Consider the following 18,693-nt stretch of genomic DNA (forward strand, 5'->3'; position numbering starts at 1 on the left):
TCAGCGGTGTCGGTCCGTCAGCGCGTACGCGGCGAGCAGGCACAGGCCGCAGCCCGGTACCCACGCGAGCTGGTACCAGTAGAAGAACGGCGTCCCGGCGAGCTGCGGACCGGCACCGGCGTACAGCGGGACCCACAGCAACCCGGCCGCGGGTGCGAGCAGCAGCAGGGCGACGGCGACGCGCCGTAGCCGGGGGTGCCCGGTGCGTGCCATGACCTGTGCTCCTCTCCCGCTCGCTGTCGGTCTGTGCAAGAGTTGCGCACTCGCCGGAAGTGGTTGACAGGGCGTTCGAGAAAGATTTCCCGCCGGTTTCCTGTCCTCCGGACGGGCCGTCCGCGCAACTCTCGCGCGAGGGCACAGGCACACCAAGGACGGTGACCCATGGCTGACGGCGCCATGACCGCGACGTTCCTCGCCGTGATCGGCGGGGCGTCGCTGCTCGCCGTCACCGCGCGGCGGCTGCGCCCGGTCGACCGGCTGCCCTCCCTGGAGGGCTGGGCCCTGGCCGACCGCTCCCTCGGCCCCGGCTGGACCTGGCTGCTGCTGGGCGGCACGATCTTCACCGCGTACACCTTCACCGCCGTGCCCGGACTGGCCTACGGCAACGGCGCGCCCGCCTTCTTCGCCGTGCCGTACACGGTGATCGTCTGCCCGCTCGCCTTCGTGCTGCTGAGCCGGCTGTGGTGCGTGGCCCGGCGGCACGGTTACATCACCGCCGCCGACTTCGTGCGCGGCCGGTACGGGTCGCCGCCTCTGGCCCTGGTGGTGGCGCTGACCGGGATCCTCGCCACGATGCCGTACCTGGCGCTGCAACTGCTGGGCATCAGGGCGGTCCTGACGGCCGGGGGCGTGTACCCGCGCGGCGCTGCCGGGGACCTGGTGCTGGTCGGGCTGTTCGCGGGGCTCGCGGTGGCGACGTACCGGCACGGGCTGCGGGCGCCGACGGTCATCTCGGCGCTGAAGGCGGTGGCGGTGTTCGTCTCGCTCACCGCGGTGACCTGGCTGGTCCTCGCCCGGCTGGGCGGACCGGGCCCGGTCTTCGAGGGCGCGGCGCAGCGGCTGGGCGGCCCGGCGCTGCTGCTGTCCCCCGCGCAGCAGCCGGCCTACGCCTCGCTCGCGCTCGGCTCCGCCCTCGCCCTGCTGATGTACCCGCACGTGCTCACCGCCGGTTTCGCCGCCGACGGGCCCCGCACCCTGCGCAAGGTCTCGGTGGCGCTGCCCGCCTGGACCGGGCTGCTCGCGCTGTTCGGGTTTCTCGGTATCGCCGCCCTCGCCGCAGGGGTGCGGGCGCCGCGCGGCGGTGCCGAGGCCGCCGTGCCGATGCTGGTCGACCGGCTGATGCCGGCGCCGCTGGCCGGCCTGGTGTTCGCCGCGATCACCGTGGGGGCGCTCGTCCCGGCGGCGGTGATGTCGATCGCCGCGGCCACGAGTTTCGTCCGCAACGTGTACGTCGAGTACGTCCATCCGACGGCCACGCCGAAGCGACAGGTGCGCATCGCCAAGGCGGTGTCGCTCACCGCGAAGGTGGGGGCCGTGGCGTTCGTGTTCGGGCTGCGCGACCAGGACGCCGTCAACCTCCAGCTGCTCGGCGGCGTGTGGATCCTGCAGATCTTCCCGGCCGTCGCCGTCGGGCTGTTCACCGGGTGGCTGCACCCGCGGGCGCTGTTCGCCGGGTGGGCCGTGGGCATGGCGTCGGGGACGTACCTGGTGGTGCGCGAGGGGTTCTCCCCGATCGTGCCGCTCGGCACCGGCGCCCGGCCGCTGGAGATCTACGCCGGGCTCGCCGCCCTGCTGCTCAACCTGGCCGTCGCGGTGGCCGGCACCGCGGTGCTGACCCGCCTCGGCGTCCCGCGCGGCGCCGACGCGACCGACCTGCCGTCCCGCCTGACCGTCCGGCGACGCCCGGAGACCGGAGCGAACAACCCGTGAGACGCAGACAGAACCCCACGCTGCCACCGGCACCGGCACCGGCCGAGCCCCTCGCACCCCCGGCCGGCGACTCCGCGGACCCGGAGCGGGAGGCCGGTGTCGCCCACCTCTTCGAGCTGCACTACTCCTCGATGCTGCGCCTCGCCGTCCTGCTCGGCGCCGACGATCCGGAGAACGTGGTGGCCGAGGCGTACTACCAGATCTACCGCAAGTGGCGGCGGCTGCGGGACGCGGCCGCGGCGGAGGCGTATCTGCGCTCCACCGTCTGCAATCTGACGCGGATGCGGATCCGGCACCTTCAAGTCGCCCGCAGACACGAGGAGAACCCGCCGGACGACACGGTCGCCTCCGCCGAGCACGCCGCCCTGCTGCGGGACGACCAGCGCGTGCTGATCGACGCGCTCCAGCAACTGCCGCCCCGGCAGCGCGAGGCGCTGGTGCTGCGGCACTGGCTCGGTCTCAAGGAGAGTGAGATAGCCGCCGCGATGGGCATATCCGGCGGTTCGGTCAAGACGCACACGGCACGCGGCATCGCCGCCCTGACCCAGGCGATGGAGGCCCGGCGATGACACATCGAGACAAGACTCCGTCGCGTGACACCGGTCCGGACCGGGCCGGTCACGGCCGCACCGAGGAGGAGCTCACCGAGGCGCTCCGGGTCCTGGCGGGAGGGGTGCTTCCCGACCCCGACGCGTACCGCACGGCACGCGGTGAGTGGCTGCGGCGCGAGCGCCGGCGGCGCCTGGTGCTCGCCGTGCTCATCACCGTCGTCTTCACGCTGGCCACCCTGATCGGCCTGTGGGTGCTCAACCAGGCCCCGTCGGACCCGGGGGTGATCTTCTCGGGCACGGGCGCCCCGGTCGCCGAAGGCACGTCACTCCCCCGGCCCTCGCCCTGATTGCCGCGCCGACTTGCCGGGAACCCGCACTCCGTGGACCCGAGCATCGAGGATTACGCGCTCATCGGCGATGAACAGACCGCCGCCCTGGTCGGCACCGACGGATCCGTGGACTGGCTCTGCCTGCCCCGCTTCGACTCGGCCGCCTGCTTCGCCAAGCTGCTCGGCGACGAGGACAACGGCTTCTGGCGCATCGCCCCCGTGGGGGCGGACCGGTGCACCCGGCGCGCCTACCGCCGCGACACCCTCGTCCTGGACACCGAGTGGGAGACCGGGCAGGGGGCGGTCCGCGTCACCGACCTGATGCCGCAGCGCGACCAGGCCCCCGACCTCGTGCGCGTCGTCGAGGGCCTGGACGGTGAGGTGACGCTCCACAGCGTCCTCAAGCTGCGCTTCGACTACGGTTCGATCATCCCCTGGGTACGCCGGGCCGACGGCCACCGCGTCGCCGTCGCCGGACCCGACTCGACCTGGCTGCGCAGCGAGCCGGAGGTGCGCAGCTGGGGCGAGGACTTCGGAACCCACGCGGAGTTCACGGTCCGCAAGGGCGAGAAGGTCGCGTTCGTCCTCACCTGGCACCCCTCCCACGAGGAACGCCCGCCGCTCGTCGACCCGTACGAGTCGCTGCGCCACAGCGTCGAGGACTGGCGGGCGTGGGCGGCGCGCTGCCGCTACGACGGACCGTACCGGGACGCCGTCGTCCGCTCCCTGATCACCCTCAAAGCGCTCACCTACGCCCCGACCGGCGGCATCGTCGCCGCCGCGACCACCTCCCTGCCCGAGGAGCCGGGCGGGGTGCGCAACTGGGACTACCGCTACTGCTGGCTGCGCGACTCCACCCTCACCCTGGGCGCGCTGCTGGCCGCGGGCTACCAGGAGGAGGCCGAGGCCTGGCGGAACTGGCTGCTGCGCGCGGTCGCGGGCGACCCGGCGGACCTCCAGATCATGTACGGCCTGGCGGGCGAGCGACGGCTGCCCGAGTTCGAGCTGCCGTGGCTGTCCGGCTTCGCCGGGTCCGCCCCCGTACGCATCGGGAACGACGCCGTGAAACAGCTCCAGCTGGACGTCTACGGCGAGGTCATGGACTCCCTGTCGCTGGCCCGCATCTCGGGCCTGTCCGCCCAGCCGGACGTGTGGGCGCTTCAGACGGCCCTGATGGACTTCCTGCGGACCCACTGGCAGCAGCCGGACGAGGGGCTGTGGGAGGTGCGCGGCGGCCGGCGCCAGTTCGTGCACTCGAAGGTGATGGTGTGGGTCGCCGCCGACCGTGCCGTACGCACCCTGGAGCGCCATCCGGAGCTGGACGGCGACCTGGACGGCTGGCGCGCGCTGCGCGACGAGGTGCACCGCGAGGTGTGCGACAAGGGCTACGACCCCGAGCGCAACACGTTCACGCAGTCCTACGGCTCGCGCGAGCTGGACGCCGCGCTGCTGCTCATCCCGCGCGTCGGCTTCCTGCCGCCCGACGATCCACGGGTGATAGGCACCATCGACGCGGTACGCAAGGAGCTGGACCACGGCGGCCTCCTGCACCGCTACAGCCCCACCGACTCGGACCAGGCGGAGATCGACGGACTGCCCGGCTCCGAGGGCACCTTCCTGGTGTGCTCGTTCTGGCTCGCGGACGCCCTGCACATGACGGGCCGTACCCAGGAGGCCCGGGAGCTGTTCGAGCGGCTGGTGGGACTCGCCAACGACGTCGGCCTGCTCTCCGAGGAGTTCGACCCCGTGACCGGCCGGCAGCTCGGCAACTTCCCCCAGGCGTTCAGCCACATCGGTCTGGTGAACACCGCCATGGCCCTGTTCGGTGAGGACGGGGCAGGATAGGGACCATGGATCTTGGACTGAAGGACCGGGTGTACGTCGTCACCGGGGCCACACGGGGCCTCGGCAACGCCACCGCGCGCGAGCTCGTCGCGGACGGGGCGAAGGTGGTCGTCTCGGGGCGGGACGAGAAGAGCGTCGCCGAGGCGGCGGCCGCGCTGGGCCCGAACGCGGTCGGGGTGGCCGTCGACAACGCCGACCCCGACGCGCCGGCCCGGCTGATCGGGGCAGCGCGGGAGCACTTCGGGCGCTTCAACGGTGTCCTCGTCAGCGTGGGCGGGCCGCCGGCCGGGTTCGTCTCGGACAACACGGACGAGCAGTGGCAGGCGGCGTTCGAGTCGGTGTTCCTCGGCGCGGTGCGGCTGGCCCGCGCGGCGTCGGCCGAGTTGGAGGCGGGGGGTGTCATCGGGTTCGTGCTGTCGGGGTCGGTGTACGAGCCGATTCCGGGGCTGACGATCTCCAACGGGCTGCGGCCGGGGCTGGCCGGGTTCGCCAAGTCGCTGTCCGACGAACTGGGGCCCCGGGGGATCCGGGTGGTCGGCGTGCTTCCCGGGCGCATCGACACGGATCGCGTGCGCGAGCTGGACGCGTTGTCGGCGGACCCCGAGGCGACCCGGGCGGCATCGGAGTCGCGCATTCCGTTGCGGCGGTACGGGGCGCCGGAGGAGTTCGGGCGGGTGGCGGCGTTCCTGCTGTCTCCGGCGGCTTCCTATCTGACCGGGGTCATGGTGCCGGTGGACGGCGGGGCGCGGCACGGGTTCTGAGCGCCGGGTAGGCCAGGGGCCGTCAGCTCACTCTCCCCGCACGGTGCTTGACGCCCCGCAGCCGTACTTCCGCCGGCAGTGACGCGAGGCCCGCCGAAGTCCGGGCGTGGGTCAGGGCGCCGGTCGTCAGGTCGTGCAGGGCGGTGCCCGGGTCCACGTCCGGTTCCAGTGCGAGCCGTACGTGGGCCGCGGGGGCGCTGCGGCGGCCCTTCAGGCGGGCGTGGGCCCGGTCGACGCCGTCGACCCGGGACGCCTCCTCGGTGAGGACGTTCTCCAGGGACCGGCCGCGCAGCAGGGCGCCCTCGCCGTCGCCGGTGTCCACGAGGACCTCGGCCAGGCGCCGTCGGCGCAGTACCGCGACCAGCCACCACAGGGCGAGCAGCATGGCGACGGCGAGTACGGCGATGACGGCCGGCCACCACCAGCCGTCATCCCGCCAGCGGGTGCGTTCGGCGGTGCTCAGCAGCACGTCGTGCCGGCTGTCGTGGATCCACCACGAGGGTGCCGGAGCGCCGAGGCCGACGGCCAGTACGGAACCGCCCAGCACCAGCAGCACGAGGCCCACGAGCCCGAGGAACACGCGGTTGACGACTCTGAGCATCGCTGTCACTCCTTCCGGCCGAGCCGCCGGACGCGCACCGACAGCGCGGGCGGCCGGGAGAGTCCGAGTCCGCGGACCGCGTCGGTGAGCACGGCGTCCAAGTCGGTCCGTACGTCGTCCAGTTCACGGAAGTGCGACATGGCGCGGACGCGCGCCCGCCTCCGGCGCACCCGTACCCGCACCGACTGCACGCCGGCCACCTCCATGGCCCGGTCGCGCAACGCGGTCGCGGCGGCGTCCCGGTCCAGTCCGGCGCGTACGTCGGCGTGGGCCCGCCGCATCGGGAGCACGTGCCTGAGGCCGGGGGTGGCGGCCAGGAGCAGCAGCCAGAGCCCGAGGGCGGCGGCGACCCCGGCCCCGACGAGCACCCAGATGTCGTCGAGGGGCCGGTCGGCGAGCTGCCGGGCCAGCTCCCGGCGCCAGCTCATGACGGGCCGGTCGGCGCGCACGGACGCGATGTCGTAGAGGAACAGTCCGGCGAGTCCCAGGAGCAGCAGGGCGACGATGCCCGCCGGGACGCGGCGTGCCGACCAGAAGCGGCCTTCGCGGCCACCCTCGCCGTCGGGTACGGGCGGCGTTCCGTTCTCGTCCGCCGGCTCGGCCCGGTCGGGTCCGGTGCCGGACTGCGACGTGTCGAGGACCGGGAGGCGCTGTGTGGCGCCCTCGGGCTCGGAAGGTTCGGTGCCCCGGGGTTCGGTCATCGCGTCCTCCCCTGTACCGCGCCGGGCCCGGCGGCCAGGTGCAGCCGCTCCACCTGGACGACGACCTCCGGCACCTGCATTCCCACCAGGGCGCCCACCCGCTCGACGACTTGACGACGCACCTGGCGGCAGCGCGCGCCGACGTCGCAGGGGTAGTCGAGTTCGACGTGCACACGGACGTGCGCGACATCGCGGTGGACCACGACGGTGGCGGACGGCCGGCCGGCGTCGGGCGGCAGCGTTCCGACGGCCTCGCGGGCCGCCTGGGAAGCGACCTTCGCGACGACCCGGTCGGCGATCCGGGTCGCGCCCCGCTCGCCCGGCGGGACGACGGTCAGGGGTCTGTCGAGCTCACCGGCCCCCGCGGTCACGGCCGTCACCGCCGCCGTTCACGGGGACGGAAGAAGTCGCCGAAGTCCATGTCCCCCTCCAGGAACCGGCCGACGACGAAGCCGACGGCGCCCAGCGCCGCCACCAGCAGGAAGGCGCCGAACCCGCCGAAGTACCCGGCGAATCCCAGTGCCATGCCGGCGATCATGCCGACGACGGCCATGCTCATGCTGCGCTCCTCAGCTCCTCATTGGCTGCGATGTCCGGTGGCCGGTGTCTCACTGGATCCGGCGCTCCGGTTCCTCTTCCTCCTCGTCCGGCAGCTTCACGTCGCTCACCGCGATGTTGACCTCGACGACCTCGAGGCCCGTCATCCGCTCGACGGCGGTGATGACGTTCTCTCGTACGTCCCGGGCCACATCGGCGATCGACACGCCGTACTCGACCACGATCTCCAGGTCGAGGGCGGCCTGGACCTCGCCGACCTCGACCTTCACACCGCGCGACACCGACTTGGCGCCGCCGGGCACGCGGTCGCGCATTGCTCCGAACGTGCGGGACAGGCCGCTGCCCATGGCGTGCACGCCGTCCACATCGCGGGCGGCGAGCCCGGCGATCTTCTCCACGACGCCGTCCGCGATGGTCGTCCGCCCCCGGGAGCCGGGGTCTCCACCGCCACGCTTGGTCAGCGGGCTCCGGCGCGCCGCCGACGTCTCGGTCTCCCCGCCCCGGTTCTCGGTCATGTCAGTCATCGCCGTACGTCCTTTTCGGTTGTCGTCCTTCGACCACCGTAAGCACGGTTGCGTGGTTATGCGCCTTTGATGCGGCAGGCTGGAGGAATGACGGCCGATCGGTGGACGCAGGCAGTGAGACATCAGTTGGGCCTCGGCAGGCTCCTGCCCCTGGGTGATGCGCGGGACGGTGCGTGGATCGCCGAGCGGGCGGCCGAGGCGGTGCTGCGACGCGCGGCACGGGACGCTCCGGGCGTGCGCCTCGAAGCGCTCCGTGTCGCGCTCGCCGATCCGGCGGACACCGGGACCCCGGCCGTGCCGGCCCCGCCGAGCGCTCTGCCGCCCGGGCCGCTGCGGGTGACGGCGGAGTTCGCGGCCACGGCCTCGCAGCCGCTGCCGACGACGGCGTCCCTGCTGCGGGCGACGCTGGCGACGGCCGCGACGCAGCGGCTCGGTCTGACGGTGACGGAGGTGGATCTGCGCGTGACGGGCCTGCTGGACGAGGAGGCGGAACCACCCGGGCCCGCCGCGCCTCTCGCCGAGCCGCCGCGCGCCGCGCGGGCCGAGGGCGACGACGAGGGCCGCGTCGCCGCCGCCGCGCTCAAGGTCCCGGGCGTGCTTCACCTGACCGGCGCACTGGGCCACCCGGTGCACATCGAGGAACTCCCGGGCGGGGCCGCCCTGTCGCACCGCCACGTCCGGCTGGAAATCGCGGCGCGCGAGGACCACCGGTCCCGGGACGTGGCGCGCGAGGTCCGCACGGCGGTGCGGAGGGCACTGTCGGACCACCCGACGGTGGCGGTCCTGGTGAGCGGGATCGGCTGAGGGGTTGACACCCGACGTGGGTCGCGGGCATCGCACAGCCGTCCGTGGCTCCCCGACGCACAGGAACAGCCGACCGAGCAGCACCCGCCACGCGGCGCGGGCATCGCTCAGCCGACGAGGCTCCCCGACGCACACGAACAGCCGACCGAGCAGCACCCGCCATAGGGCGCGGGCATCGCTCAGTCGGCCGCAACTCCCCTGGTGACGCCGGGAAGCCGCCCGGCTCAGTCCCCGATGCCCGCGAGGTCACGCAGACGGCGGGCCTGGGCCTGGCGTTCCGCGCCGCGCTGGTCCTCGTAGGTGCGGTCCTGCGCGCCGCGCAGCAGTGCCTTGGTCTCGACGACCGCGTCGCGGGGCGCGGCGAGCACGGCCGACGCGAGGTCGCGGACCGTGTCGTCGAGTTGGTCGGCGGGCACGGCCACGTTGGCCAGCCCGGTGTTCACGGCCTCTTCGGCCGTGACGAAGCGCCCGGTCACGCAGATCTCCAGCGCGCGGGCGTATCCGACGAGTCCCACCAGCGGATGCGTGCCGGTCAGATCGGGCACGAGTCCGAGGCTGGTCTCGCGCATGGCGAACTGCACGTCGTCCGCGACGACGCGCAGATCGCAGGCGAGGGCGAGCTGGAAACCCGCCCCGATGGCGTGCCCCTGGACAGCGGCGACGGAGACGATGTCGCTGCGCCGCCACCAGGTGAACGCCTCCTGGTACTCGGCGATGGTCGCGTCCAGCTCGGCGTCGCTCCCGCGTGCGAGGTCGATGAACGACGGTTCCCCGTCGAAGCCCTCGGGCGTGAACGCCTGCCGGTCGAGACCGGCCGAGAAGGACTTGCCCTCGGCCCGCAGCACCACGACGCGGACGGAGCCCGGCAGCTGCCGCCCGGCCTCGGTCAGCGCCCGCCACAGAGCGGGGCTCTGCGCGTTGCGCTTGGCCGGATTGGTCAGCGTCACCGTGGCGATCGCGTCGTCGACGGTGAGCCGTACGCCGTCCTTGTCGAGTACGGGAACGAGGTCCTTGTCGGGCGAAGCCATGGGACGCCTCCGATGTGTGCGGTCAGCTAAGTGACTGCACAGTAACCACCCGGCCGATCAGTCGACCGACCGGGTGGCCACCATCGAAGCCGAAGGGGCCACCCGGGGTCAGGCCGTGGCCTTTTTACCCCGTGTCGCCCCGCCACGCCCTCGCAGCGTGACGCCCGACTCACTGAGCATGCGGTGCACGAAGCCATACGAGCGGCCGGTCTCCTCGGCCAACGCCCGGATGCTCGCACCGGCGTCGTACTTCTTCTTCAGGTCTGCCGCGAGCTTGTCGCGCGCGGCGCCGGTCACCCGGCTGCCCTTCTTCAGAGTCTCGGCCACCCGTGCCTCCTCATGGGAAGTGCGCTCTGGTCTCCTCATGATCACCCCTCCGGGCCCTGATGGCCACCCATTCGGCAAGGTCCGTGAGACAAGGTTGTGACGACGGGAGCGCGCCCCCACAAGTGGAATACGAAATTCCGAAGAGCGGCGTCCGTACGCCCGAACGGATTGCCAAGCGAAATGCCAGGTCAGAAAGGCGTCGCGGCCGAGCCCGGAAGAATCGGGGGCTCGGCCGCGAAATCGATGTAGGACACACCTCGGTACGAGGAGATCTCACACAGATGATGGATCACCGCTAAGCCGAATGATCCATACGCCGTTGATCACGCATTCGATCAAACCGCACTGACTCTCAGGCCAGGGCGACGAGGTCCGCGTAGTCGGCGCCCCACAGGTCCTCGACGCCGTCGGGCAGCAGGATGATCCGCTCCGGCTGGAGCGCCTCGACCGCGCCCTCGTCGTGCGTGACGAGGACGACCGCGCCCTTGTACGTGCGCAGCGCGCCGAGGATCTCCTCGCGGCTGGCCGGGTCGAGGTTGTTGGTCGGCTCGTCGAGCAGCAGCACGTTCGCCGAGGACACGACCAGGGTGGCGAGCGCCAGGCGGGTCTTCTCGCCGCCGGAGAGGACACCCGCGGGCTTGTCGACGTCGTCGCCCGAGAAGAGGAACGAGCCGAGCGTCTTGCGGACCTCCACCAGGTCCAGGTCGGGGGCCGCCGAGCGCATGTTCTCCAGGACCGTGCGCTCCGGGTCGAGGGTCTCGTGCTCCTGCGCGTAGTAGCCGAGCTTCAGACCGTGGCCAGGGACGACCGCGCCCGTGTCGGGCTGCTCCACGCCGCCCAGCAGCCGCAGCAGGGTGGTCTTGCCGGCGCCGTTGAGGCCGAGGATGACGACGCGGCTGCCCTTGTCGATGGCCAGGTCCACATCGGTGAAGATCTCCAGCGAGCCGTACGACTTCGACAGGCCCTCGGCCATCAGCGGGGTCTTGCCGCAGGGCGCGGGCTCGGGGAAGCGGAGCTTGGCGACCTTGTCGGACTTCCGCTCGGCCTCCAGGCCGGCCAGCAGCTTGTCCGCCCGGCGGGCCATGTTCTGCGCGGCGACGGTCTTGGTGGCCTTGGCCCGCATCTTGTCGGCCTGCGAATGCAGCGCGGAGGCCTTCTTCTCGGCGTTCTGCCGCTCGCGCTTGCGGCGCTTCTCGTCGGCCTCGCGCTGCTGCTGGTAGAGCTTCCAGCCCATGTTGTAGACGTCGATCTGGGCGCGGTTGGCGTCCAGGTAGAACACCTTGTTGACGACCGTCTCGACCAGGTCGACGTCGTGGGAGATCACGATGAAGCCGCCGCGGTAGGTCTTGAGGTAGTCGCGCAGCCAGATGATCGAGTCGGCGTCGAGGTGGTTGGTCGGCTCGTCGAGCAGCAGCGTGTCCGCGTCGGAGAACAGGATCCGGGCCAGCTCGATACGGCGGCGCTGGCCGCCGGAGAGCGTGTGCAGGGGCTGGCCGAGCACCCGGTCGGGCAGGTTGAGCGCGGCGGCGATGGTGGCTGCCTCCGCCTCGGCGGCGTACCCGCCCTTGGTGAGGAACTCCGTCTCCTGCCGCTCGTACTGCTTGAGCGCCTTCTCGCGGGTGGACCCCTGGCCGTTGGCGATGCGCTGCTCGTTGTCGCGCATCTTGCGGATCAGTACGTCGAGGCCGCGCGCGGACAGGATGCGGTCGCGGGCGAGTATGTCGAGGTCGCCGGTGCGGGGGTCCTGCGGGAGGTAGCCGACCTCGCCGGAGCGGGTGATGGTGCCGCCGGCGGGCATGCCCTCGCCCGCCAGGCACTTGGTGAGGGTGGTCTTCCCTGCGCCGTTGCGGCCGACGAGGCCGATGCGGTCGCCCTTGGCGACACGGAAGGTGGCGTTTTCGATGAGGACGCGGGCACCGGCGCGCAGCTCGATACCGGAGGCGGAGATCACGGACAGACTCCAGGGCGGATACGGGGGCGGGATGGGCGGCTGATGACGTTCCCGCCGTCTAATGCGCGAGGAGAAAGGCCATGGGGGACAGTCTAACGGGGCGGTGCAAGCACTTTTTCTGCGTGCGGGTGTTCGGTTGGTCTCGCCGGGTCTCGTCTCGCTGGGTCGCTGTCAGTGGTGAGTGCGAGACTGAGCAACAGAGCCGGATCATCGGATTTCCGGCGACCGGGCACGAGGGAGTGATCGGTATGGCAGGCACGTCCGGCGGGCGCCCGAGCATCTGTCCGACGCTGCTGTACGCCGACGCGAAAGCGGCGATCCGGCAGCTCACGGAGGCCTTCGGCTTCACGGAGCTGTCGGTGTTCGAGGGCGAGGACGGCGCGGTGCTGCACGCCGAGCTGGTGCAGGGCAACGGCGTGGTGATGGTCGGCAGCAAGGGCCGCGGCGGCGTGTTCGACGCGGCCATGAAGGACGCGGGCACCACCGGGGTGTACGTCGTGGTGGACGACGTGGACGCACACCACCGCCGCGCCCTGGACCACGGCGTGGAGATCCTGATGCCCCCGACGGACCAGGACTACGGCTCGCGGGACTACATGGCCCGGGACCTCGAGGGCAATGTGTGGAGTTTCGGGACGTACGCGCCGGAGATACCGGGCTGACGGCCCACGGCGGCAGGTGCGGCTAGCTGCCTCCGGTGTGCACCTGGAACGCGGCCCGGCGTACGGCCTTGGCCAGGGCCGGGTCCGGGTGGGCCGCGGCGAGGGCGACCAGGACCTGCACGGTCCGGGGATGTCCCACGGCCCGCACCTCGTCCAGCAGCATCGGGACGGTCGGCTGCACGGCGGACTCCAGGTGACGCACGAGCAGCGGGGCCTCGCCGTGGTCGGCGACGGCGGCCGCGGTGTCCACCCACAGCCAGGTCGCCTCCTCCCGGGTGAGGACCTCGTGGGCGTCCTCGGGGTCGGTCCCGTCGTGCTCGGCCAGCCACAGCAGCGCGTACGGCCTGAGGGTCGGCTCGTCCAGCACGGCGCGGACGTCCGGCTCGGCGGGGGCGCCGACCACGCGCAGCGCCTCGAATGCGAGACCGCGCAGCAAGGCGTCCTCGCCGCGGGCGGCGGCCAGGAGTTCGGTGACGGCGCTGCCGACGGTGCGGGCGGCGAGCCAGGCCCGGTACTCGGCGCGAGCCGCGTTCGGGCGCAGCTGGGCGCAGCCCCGGAGCATGTCCTCGGCCGCCTGCTCGATGTTCCCGGCGGGGCTCTGCGCGGCGACGCAGATCTGCTCCAGCTTGACCCAGACGGCCCAGCTGCCGAGCGGGGTGAGCGTGGCCTGGCCGTCGCCGTAGGTGAGGGCGCCGACGGAGGCGAGGGCGCGCAGGGCCCAGTCGAGGAGCGGGGCGAGCGGGGCGTCGGTGGGTACCGGTTCGGCCTGCGGCTCGGGCTGCGGGCCGTAGGGGATCTCGCAGCGCGCGGTGCGCAGTTCGGTGACGCGCTGCTCCAGGAGGTCGAGGAGCTGCTCCACGGGGACGGGGCCGGCGGACAGCTGGAGGAACGAGAGCACCTGCGGCATGGCCGAGACGACCTCGGCGACGGCGGCGGGCTCGTGCTCCCGGGGCTCCGGGCAGGCGAGCGACCAGGCGTCGAAGAGGGCGACCCAGCCGCGCAGTACGGCGCTGTCGTCGCGGTCCCAGGCGCGCAGCCGCCAGCCGGGGCGGGCGCTGTCGCCGTGCACCTCGACGAGACCGGCGAGACGGGCGGTGTCCCAGTCGGCTCTGACCTGATCCGGGGTCAGGCCCAACTCGCGGGCGGCCCGTTCGGCGGTCGCGGCGGAGAGGGTGGCCTTGCCGTCGGCGGTGGCGCTGCCCCGGCCGGGGCCGAGCTCGGTGTCGGCCCAGCGGGCGACGCGGGCCGCGTCGGCAAGACCTGAGCGTGCCATTCTGGCCAGCTCCGCCGGTGCCGGGGTGCCCTCCGGGGGGCGCGGTGCGGGTCGGCGCGAGCGCCGCTGGTTCATCGCTCTGGGGGCGGCGGCCAGGGGTCGCGGGCGGACGAGTCGAAGCCTGGAGTCGCGCGGGATACGGGACGTCACGGGGGCAGTCTTCCGGTTGACGGTCCGAAAACCCAAACGGAATGTCACGGCGGGCGACGGGGATGGCCAACGCACGGGGTCGTGTGAGGGGCCGAGGGCCGTAAACAGGCCAGTGGTACGACGCTAAACGGAATCATCACGACCGGTCGGCAGGGGGCGGGACGGGACGTGGTTGCGACGGGGCGAAGGGGGCGTGAACGGGGGGTGTGCGAGGGCAGGGGTCACACGAGATGCGGGGGGCAGGGGTCACATGAGAGGTGTCAGGAAGCGCCGCAGCGCCTCCTCGTAGCCCTGCGGGTCGGCGTTCCACATCGCTCCGTGGGGCGCGTTGCCGACGGTGCGGAGGGCGACCATGTCGGGGCGGGCTCCGGCGAGCCGGCGGGAGAGCTGCCAGGGGGCCACCGTGTCGCCGGGTCCGTGGAAGACGAGCGCCGGGACGCGGAGCCCGGCGGAGGGGTCCGTGTTCCCGACGCGGTCGCCGTACAGGCCGATGCGGCCCTGTGCGGCGCGAACCGCCAGGGGCAGCAGGGCGCCCGGGGTGCGGCGGGCCGCGGCGAGGGCGCGCAGGGTGGTCTCCCAGCTGAGCACCGGGGAGTCCAGGACGAGCCCGGAGACGCGGTCGCGCAGTCCCGAGTGGGCGGCGGCGCGCAGGGCCATCGTGGCGCCGGTGGACCAGCCGTGCAGGACGACCTGCCGGGCGCCGTGGCGCACGGCGTAGCGGATCGCCGCGTCGAGGTCGCGCCACTCGGTCTCGCCGAGGTGGTTCAGGCCGTCGGGCGGGCGGGGTGCGCCCAGGTCGCCGCGGTAGGCGAGGGCGAGCACCGGGAAGTGGCTGCGGTGCAGGAACTCCATGACGTTCATGGCGAGTTCCCGGGTGGTGCCGAGGCCGTGCACGGCGATCACCCAGGTGTCCCGGGCTCCGGGCACGAACCACGCGGGCAGGGCGCCGAGTTCGCCGGGGATGTCGATGTCGGCGTGTTCGATTCCGAGGGCGGAGCTCGGGTTGCCGACGTGGACGTTCGGGGTGAGCCAGGCCTTGTCGCCGGGTTTCAGGGTGCCGTGCGTGACGCTCTCCAGGCGGCGCACGACGGTGTCGGCGGTGTCCGAGGCGCCGGCCAGGACGGGTCCGACGATCGCGTGGGTGCCGTTGCCGGACAGGCCGTAGCGGCCGGGCCGCAGGGCGGCCAGGTCCCGGGTGAGGCTGATCTGCCCCGCGGCGGTGCCGTGCACGGTGAGCCGGGGTTCGGTGGGCAGGGGCCGCCCGGGAGGCGCCTTGAGCGCGGCGTCGCTGGCCAGCCGCCCGGCGGCCACGGCGGCCGCGGCGACTCCGATCACGGCGGTGACGGCAGCGGCCGTCGCTCTGGCAGTGCGCACGGCTCCAGTGTCCTGGCGGACCGGGCGGGCGACCAGTGGGAGGCAGCGGCGGGGTGACGGCGGCGGGAGCGGGGCGGAGCGGGGCACTCGGCCGGGAAGCCCCGCGTACGCCCCGGCGCATGGGCATGGGCGCGTGGTGGGGGGTCGGGCGGTTGCGCCCGGACGACGGGGCTCGCACCCGCAGCAGACGCCCGCACCCAGCCGGACCGCGAGGGCGGGACGCCCGGGTCGGCGGAGTGACGGTTGCGCCCTGAGGTGGGGGCGGCGGCACCCCGCACACCATGGTCTCCGTACTCACAAGGGCGTGAGCGGCGCCCGGGGGGGCGCCGGGCCTGGACGTCCCGGTGCCGCCGGACCGGCCGACCGAGCCGGCCGGTCCGGTGGCAGCGGGACGTCCACGGAGTTCAGGGCGGAAAGTCAGCGGCCTTGGCCGTACCCGCGCAGCTGGTCCTGGGCCTGCGCCAGCTGCTCACCGGACAGCAGGCTCGGGGACAGGCCCGGTACCGACGCGGCGGTCAGCCACAGGCGGCACATCCATTCCAGCTGGGCGGTGCGGTCGTAGGCCTGGTCCAGTGTCGTGCCGTGGGTGACGGTGCCGTGGTTCTGGAGGAGGCAACCGGAGCGGTCGGCGAGGGCGCGGAGCATGTTCTCGGCCAACTCGTCGGTGCCGTACGTGGCATACGGGGCAACCCGGACCGGTCCGCCGAGCGCGGCGGCCATGTAGTGGATCGGCGGCAGCTCGCTCACGAGCGTCGATACGGCCGTCGCGTGCACGGCGTGGGTGTGGACGACGGCACCGGCGTCAGTCGTGCGGTAGACCGCGAGGTGCATGGGCAGCTCGCTGGTCGGGACGAGTGCGCCGAGGACCTGGCGGCCGTCGAGGTCGACACCGGTCACGTCGTCCGGCTTCAGGCGGTCGTAGGGGACGCCCGAGGGCGTGACCAGGACCGTGTCCCCGACGCGCACCGAGACGTTCCCGGACGTGCCGACGACGAGTCCGTCGGAGACGGTCCGGCGGGCCGTCGTGACGAGTTCCTCCCAGGCGCGTGCCTCCTCGGGGCGCACCCCCCTCCGCCGCGGCTCCCCCGCATCCTGTCCGCCGCCCCGGACGCCTCCCGCGTCCCACCCGTCGTCTCGCTGCTCAGCCATGCGGCGATCCTGCCAGGCAGCCCCTCAACGCGCCGCCGGGTGGGGGCACTTTAGGCCGGAAGCCGAGCTTCTCCGGTGGATTCGCCGCTCGACGGTGGACGGCTGGACGCAGCCGCCCTCGCTCGACATCGCATACAACGGCTCGGGAGCCTGCCGGGTGATCAAAATCTCTTCGAAGGGTCACTCGATCGGCTGAAACGGTTCGGGCGCGGGGCCTAGCCCTTAGGGGCGCTGGGAGCGTGACAGCAGGGCGGAACGGTAACCCTAGATTGCGGACACCCCTGCGCCCCTCCCAGTTCATCTTCCGTTCACTCGGGTTACCTACGTTCGTCCAGCCAATGACCTCGAACGATTGCCTGGGTAAATGGAAAGCTTCTCGCTGATCCTCGCGATTGTGGTGATAACCGCACTCGCGTTCGATTTCACGAACGGTTTCCACGACACGGCGAACGCGATGGCCACGACCATTTCCACCGGTGCCATGAGGCCCAAGGTCGCCGTCGCCATGTCCGCCGTCCTCAACCTGGTCGGTGCCTTCCTGTCGGTGGAAGTCGCCAACACGATCTCCAAGGGCCTCGTCGACGAGGCCGGCATCCGTCCCGAGGTCATCTTCGCCGCCCTGGTCGGCGCGATCCTCTGGAACCTGCTGACCTGGCTGGTCGGCCTGCCGTCGAGTTCCTCGCACGCCCTGATGGGCGGCCTGATCGGCGCCACGATCGCCTCGGCGGGCGTCGGCGCGGTGCACGGTGACGTCCTGGTCACCAAGGTGCTCATCCCGGCGATCGCCGCCCCGCTGGTCGCGGGCCTCGCGGCGCTGCTCGCCACACGGCTGACGTACTCCCTCGGCAAGAAGGCCGACGGCAAGGCCTCCGAGAAGGGCTACCGCGCCGGCCAGATCGCCTCCGCGGGCCTGGTCTCCCTGGCCCACGGCACCAACGACGCCCAGAAGACGATGGGTGTCATCACCCTCGCCCTGGTCGCCGGCGGCGCCGTCGCCCCCGACTCCGACCCGCCCATGTGGGTCATCCTGTCGGCGGGCATCGCCATCGCGCTCGGCACGTACCTCGGCGGCTGGCGCATCATCCGGACCATGGGCAAGGGCCTGACCGACCTCCAGCCGCAGCAGGGCTTCGCCGCCCAGACCAGCGCGGCGACGGTCATCCTGGCCTCCTCGCACCTCGGCTTCTCGCTCTCCACGACGCACTCCGTGTCCGGCTCCGTGATGGGCGCGGGCCTCGGCCGCAAGGGCGGCGTCGTCCGCTGGTCGACGGCGACGCGGATGTTCGTCGCGTGGGGTCTGACGCTGCCGGCAGCGGCCCTGGTGGCCGCGCTCGCCGAGTACGTCACCGGCTTCGGCAGCTGGGGCACCGCGGTGGTGGCCGTCTTCCTCGTCGCCTCCAGCGCGGCGATCTGGAAGATCTCGCGGCGTGAGGTCGTCGACCACACCAACGTCAACGACACCGACGAGGCGGAGCCCGCCGGTGTGGTGACCACGGCGATGGCAGCGGTGACGCCGCCGCCGGCCGGCACGGCAACGGAGGCGGCGGAGGACCCGGTGCCGTCGTTCCCGGCGCAGGCCACCGCCGAGCGGACGCCCTCGACGACCACCACGGTCTGACCCCGCCGACCCGTAACAAGGAAGAGTCTCCGATATGAAGATCGACTGGGCGGCCCTCGGCTCCGTCTTCGGCGTCAGCCTCGTGGTCACCGTGGCCCTGGTGGCCCTGTTCACCCTCGGCATCACCGGCCTGTCCCGCCGCGAACGGGCGGTGGCCCAGGGCGGATCCGCGGGCCTCGCGGTCACCGGCGCGTACGCGTGCTTCGCGGCGTGCGCGGCGGCTGTGGGGTACGGGATCTATCTGATCGTGGCCTGACGGCCCGACCGCACGAGGTTCCCGACGGGCGGGACAGGACTTCGGTCCTGTCCCGCCCGTCCTCGTGTGACAGGGGGCGGTGTGGGCTTCTCCACAGTCTCCCCTCGCAGGTCAACGGCAAGTTGACGGCTGTTCCCGGCCGTGGTGGACTGCCGGGGCCAGTAACGGCGGCAGGAGAGGAAGCCGGTGGAAGTCCGGCGCGGTCCCGCCACTGTCACCGGGGTAGCGATTCCCCGGGAGCCAGGAACTCTCACCGCCGGTCTAGTCGAACCAGGGCGCGGACACCCTGAGTGAGGACATAT

21 protein-coding genes and 1 riboswitch are annotated in these 18,693 nt (G+C 72.7%); of the genes, 9 read left to right on the forward strand and 12 right to left on the reverse strand.

Annotation, left to right across the window (positions count from 1 at the left end; translation table 11 throughout):
• Positions 1–213 carry a DUF3311 domain-containing protein gene (locus QC385_RS37820; protein WP_279545929.1) on the reverse strand — a complete coding sequence of 71 codons (213 nt, stop codon included), beginning with the start codon at positions 211–213 and terminating at the stop codon, positions 1–3.
• A 168-nt stretch (positions 214–381) separates the two neighbouring features.
• On the opposite strand from QC385_RS37820, the gene QC385_RS37825 reads away from it, so the two are divergent.
• Genes QC385_RS37825 through QC385_RS37845 form a run of 5 tightly spaced genes read left to right on the forward strand, consistent with a single transcriptional unit; the run spans position 382 to position 5,415 of the window.
• A complete protein-coding gene (locus QC385_RS37825) occupies positions 382–1,929 on the forward strand; it encodes a sodium:solute symporter family protein (RefSeq protein ID WP_279545930.1) in 1,548 nt (515 codons plus the stop codon).
• Positions 1,926–2,498: a SigE family RNA polymerase sigma factor gene (locus tag QC385_RS37830; protein WP_443033088.1), complete on the forward strand. Its 573-nt coding sequence runs from the start codon at positions 1,926–1,928 to the stop codon at positions 2,496–2,498. The genes QC385_RS37825 and QC385_RS37830 overlap by 4 nt, the downstream gene beginning before the upstream one ends.
• Positions 2,495–2,827: a hypothetical protein gene (locus tag QC385_RS37835; protein ID WP_279545931.1), complete on the forward strand. Its 333-nt coding sequence runs from the start codon at positions 2,495–2,497 to the stop codon at positions 2,825–2,827. The genes QC385_RS37830 and QC385_RS37835 overlap by 4 nt, the downstream gene beginning before the upstream one ends.
• A gap of 33 nt (positions 2,828–2,860) precedes the next feature.
• Positions 2,861–4,654 (forward strand): glycoside hydrolase family 15 protein, encoded by a 1,794-nt coding sequence (locus tag QC385_RS37840; protein ID WP_279545932.1) that lies wholly within the window; start codon positions 2,861–2,863, stop codon positions 4,652–4,654.
• A gap of 5 nt (positions 4,655–4,659) precedes the next feature.
• Complete coding sequence (locus QC385_RS37845) at positions 4,660–5,415, forward strand: SDR family oxidoreductase (RefSeq protein ID WP_279545933.1); 756 nt, start codon at positions 4,660–4,662, stop codon at positions 5,413–5,415.
• A gap of 22 nt (positions 5,416–5,437) precedes the next feature.
• On the opposite strand, the gene amaP is transcribed toward QC385_RS37845, so the two are convergent.
• Genes amaP through QC385_RS37870 form a run of 5 tightly spaced genes read right to left on the reverse strand, consistent with a single transcriptional unit; the run spans position 5,438 to position 7,799 of the window.
• Positions 5,438–6,016 carry an alkaline shock response membrane anchor protein AmaP gene (amaP, locus tag QC385_RS37850; protein ID WP_443033089.1) on the reverse strand — a complete coding sequence of 193 codons (579 nt, stop codon included), beginning with the start codon at positions 6,014–6,016 and terminating at the stop codon, positions 5,438–5,440.
• Positions 6,017–6,021: 5 nt separating this feature from the next.
• Positions 6,022–6,717, reverse strand: coding sequence for a DUF6286 domain-containing protein (locus tag QC385_RS37855; RefSeq protein WP_279545935.1), 696 nt, complete (start codon positions 6,715–6,717; stop codon positions 6,022–6,024).
• Positions 6,714–7,097 carry a hypothetical protein gene (locus QC385_RS37860; RefSeq protein ID WP_279545936.1) on the reverse strand — a complete coding sequence of 128 codons (384 nt, stop codon included), beginning with the start codon at positions 7,095–7,097 and terminating at the stop codon, positions 6,714–6,716. The genes QC385_RS37855 and QC385_RS37860 overlap by 4 nt, the downstream gene beginning before the upstream one ends.
• Positions 7,094–7,276: a hypothetical protein gene (locus QC385_RS37865; RefSeq protein ID WP_086852176.1), complete on the reverse strand. Its 183-nt coding sequence runs from the start codon at positions 7,274–7,276 to the stop codon at positions 7,094–7,096. Before QC385_RS37865 ends, QC385_RS37860 begins: the two co-directional genes overlap by 4 nt.
• A gap of 49 nt (positions 7,277–7,325) precedes the next feature.
• Entirely contained in the window at positions 7,326–7,799 is a 474-nt protein-coding gene (locus QC385_RS37870) for an Asp23/Gls24 family envelope stress response protein (protein WP_279545937.1), read from the reverse strand.
• Positions 7,800–7,886: 87 nt separating this feature from the next.
• On the opposite strand from QC385_RS37870, the gene QC385_RS37875 reads away from it, so the two are divergent.
• Complete coding sequence (locus QC385_RS37875; protein ID WP_279545938.1) at positions 7,887–8,603, forward strand: nucleopolyhedrovirus P10 family protein; 717 nt, start codon at positions 7,887–7,889, stop codon at positions 8,601–8,603.
• Between the two features lie 224 nt (positions 8,604–8,827).
• Here QC385_RS37875 and QC385_RS37880 read toward each other — a convergent pair whose 3' ends face one another.
• The 3 genes from QC385_RS37880 to QC385_RS37890 all read right to left on the reverse strand — a co-directional run bounded on the left by QC385_RS37880 (position 8,828) and on the right by QC385_RS37890 (position 11,909).
• Positions 8,828–9,631 (reverse strand): enoyl-CoA hydratase/isomerase family protein, encoded by an 804-nt coding sequence (locus QC385_RS37880; protein WP_279545939.1) that lies wholly within the window; start codon positions 9,629–9,631, stop codon positions 8,828–8,830.
• 108 nt (positions 9,632–9,739) lie between these two features.
• Positions 9,740–9,958: a helix-turn-helix domain-containing protein gene (locus QC385_RS37885; RefSeq protein ID WP_010037790.1), complete on the reverse strand. Its 219-nt coding sequence runs from the start codon at positions 9,956–9,958 to the stop codon at positions 9,740–9,742.
• A 352-nt stretch (positions 9,959–10,310) separates the two neighbouring features.
• Positions 10,311–11,909: an ABC-F family ATP-binding cassette domain-containing protein gene (locus QC385_RS37890; RefSeq protein WP_086852169.1), complete on the reverse strand. Its 1,599-nt coding sequence runs from the start codon at positions 11,907–11,909 to the stop codon at positions 10,311–10,313.
• A gap of 248 nt (positions 11,910–12,157) precedes the next feature.
• Here QC385_RS37890 and QC385_RS37895 point away from each other — a divergent pair, with 248 nt between their 5' ends.
• A complete protein-coding gene (locus QC385_RS37895) occupies positions 12,158–12,571 on the forward strand; it encodes a VOC family protein (protein WP_279545940.1) in 414 nt (137 codons plus the stop codon).
• Positions 12,572–12,593: 22 nt separating this feature from the next.
• On the opposite strand, the gene QC385_RS37900 is transcribed toward QC385_RS37895, so the two are convergent.
• The 3 genes from QC385_RS37900 to QC385_RS37910 all read right to left on the reverse strand — a co-directional run bounded on the left by QC385_RS37900 (position 12,594) and on the right by QC385_RS37910 (position 16,517).
• Positions 12,594–13,994: a hypothetical protein gene (locus tag QC385_RS37900; RefSeq protein WP_443033090.1), complete on the reverse strand. Its 1,401-nt coding sequence runs from the start codon at positions 13,992–13,994 to the stop codon at positions 12,594–12,596.
• 246 nt (positions 13,995–14,240) lie between these two features.
• Entirely contained in the window at positions 14,241–15,368 is a 1,128-nt protein-coding gene (locus QC385_RS37905; RefSeq protein ID WP_279545941.1) for an alpha/beta hydrolase, read from the reverse strand.
• A 417-nt stretch (positions 15,369–15,785) separates the two neighbouring features.
• Complete coding sequence (locus tag QC385_RS37910; protein ID WP_279545942.1) at positions 15,786–16,517, reverse strand: class II aldolase/adducin family protein; 732 nt, start codon at positions 16,515–16,517, stop codon at positions 15,786–15,788.
• Between the two features lie 364 nt (positions 16,518–16,881).
• On the opposite strand from QC385_RS37910, the gene QC385_RS37915 reads away from it, so the two are divergent.
• Positions 16,882–18,135 carry an inorganic phosphate transporter gene (locus tag QC385_RS37915; RefSeq protein ID WP_279545943.1) on the forward strand — a complete coding sequence of 418 codons (1,254 nt, stop codon included), beginning with the start codon at positions 16,882–16,884 and terminating at the stop codon, positions 18,133–18,135.
• A gap of 34 nt (positions 18,136–18,169) precedes the next feature.
• Positions 18,170–18,391: a hypothetical protein gene (locus QC385_RS37920; protein ID WP_033310903.1), complete on the forward strand. Its 222-nt coding sequence runs from the start codon at positions 18,170–18,172 to the stop codon at positions 18,389–18,391.
• A 128-nt stretch (positions 18,392–18,519) separates the two neighbouring features.
• Positions 18,520–18,660: riboswitch (cobalamin riboswitch) on the forward strand.
• The last annotated feature ends 33 nt before the right edge of the window (positions 18,661–18,693 follow it).

This window comes from Streptomyces sp. DH10, from assembly GCF_029813805.1.
Taxonomy (GTDB): Bacteria; Actinomycetota; Actinomycetes; order Streptomycetales; family Streptomycetaceae; genus Streptomyces; species Streptomyces coeruleofuscus.

Coding starts and splice junctions, on each gene's coding strand:
- QC385_RS37820 (WP_279545929.1), bottom strand. CDS start 213: ATGGCACGCACCGGGCACCCCCGGCTACGGCGCGTCGCCGTCGCCCTG.
- QC385_RS37825 (WP_279545930.1), top strand. CDS start 382: ATGGCTGACGGCGCCATGACCGCGACGTTCCTCGCCGTGATCGGCGGG.
- QC385_RS37835 (WP_279545931.1), top strand. CDS start 2,495: ATGACACATCGAGACAAGACTCCGTCGCGTGACACCGGTCCGGACCGG.
- QC385_RS37845 (WP_279545933.1), top strand. CDS start 4,660: ATGGATCTTGGACTGAAGGACCGGGTGTACGTCGTCACCGGGGCCACA.
- amaP (WP_443033089.1), bottom strand. CDS start 6,016: ATGCTCAGAGTCGTCAACCGCGTGTTCCTCGGGCTCGTGGGCCTCGTG.
- QC385_RS37855 (WP_279545935.1), bottom strand. CDS start 6,717: ATGACCGAACCCCGGGGCACCGAACCTTCCGAGCCCGAGGGCGCCACA.
- QC385_RS37865 (WP_086852176.1), bottom strand. CDS start 7,276: ATGAGCATGGCCGTCGTCGGCATGATCGCCGGCATGGCACTGGGATTC.
- QC385_RS37870 (WP_279545937.1), bottom strand. CDS start 7,799: ATGACTGACATGACCGAGAACCGGGGCGGGGAGACCGAGACGTCGGCG.
- QC385_RS37875 (WP_279545938.1), top strand. CDS start 7,887: ATGACGGCCGATCGGTGGACGCAGGCAGTGAGACATCAGTTGGGCCTC.
- QC385_RS37880 (WP_279545939.1), bottom strand. CDS start 9,631: ATGGCTTCGCCCGACAAGGACCTCGTTCCCGTACTCGACAAGGACGGC.
- QC385_RS37895 (WP_279545940.1), top strand. CDS start 12,158: ATGGCAGGCACGTCCGGCGGGCGCCCGAGCATCTGTCCGACGCTGCTG.
- QC385_RS37910 (WP_279545942.1), bottom strand. CDS start 16,517: ATGGCTGAGCAGCGAGACGACGGGTGGGACGCGGGAGGCGTCCGGGGC.
- QC385_RS37915 (WP_279545943.1), top strand. CDS start 16,882: ATGGAAAGCTTCTCGCTGATCCTCGCGATTGTGGTGATAACCGCACTC.
- QC385_RS37920 (WP_033310903.1), top strand. CDS start 18,170: ATGAAGATCGACTGGGCGGCCCTCGGCTCCGTCTTCGGCGTCAGCCTC.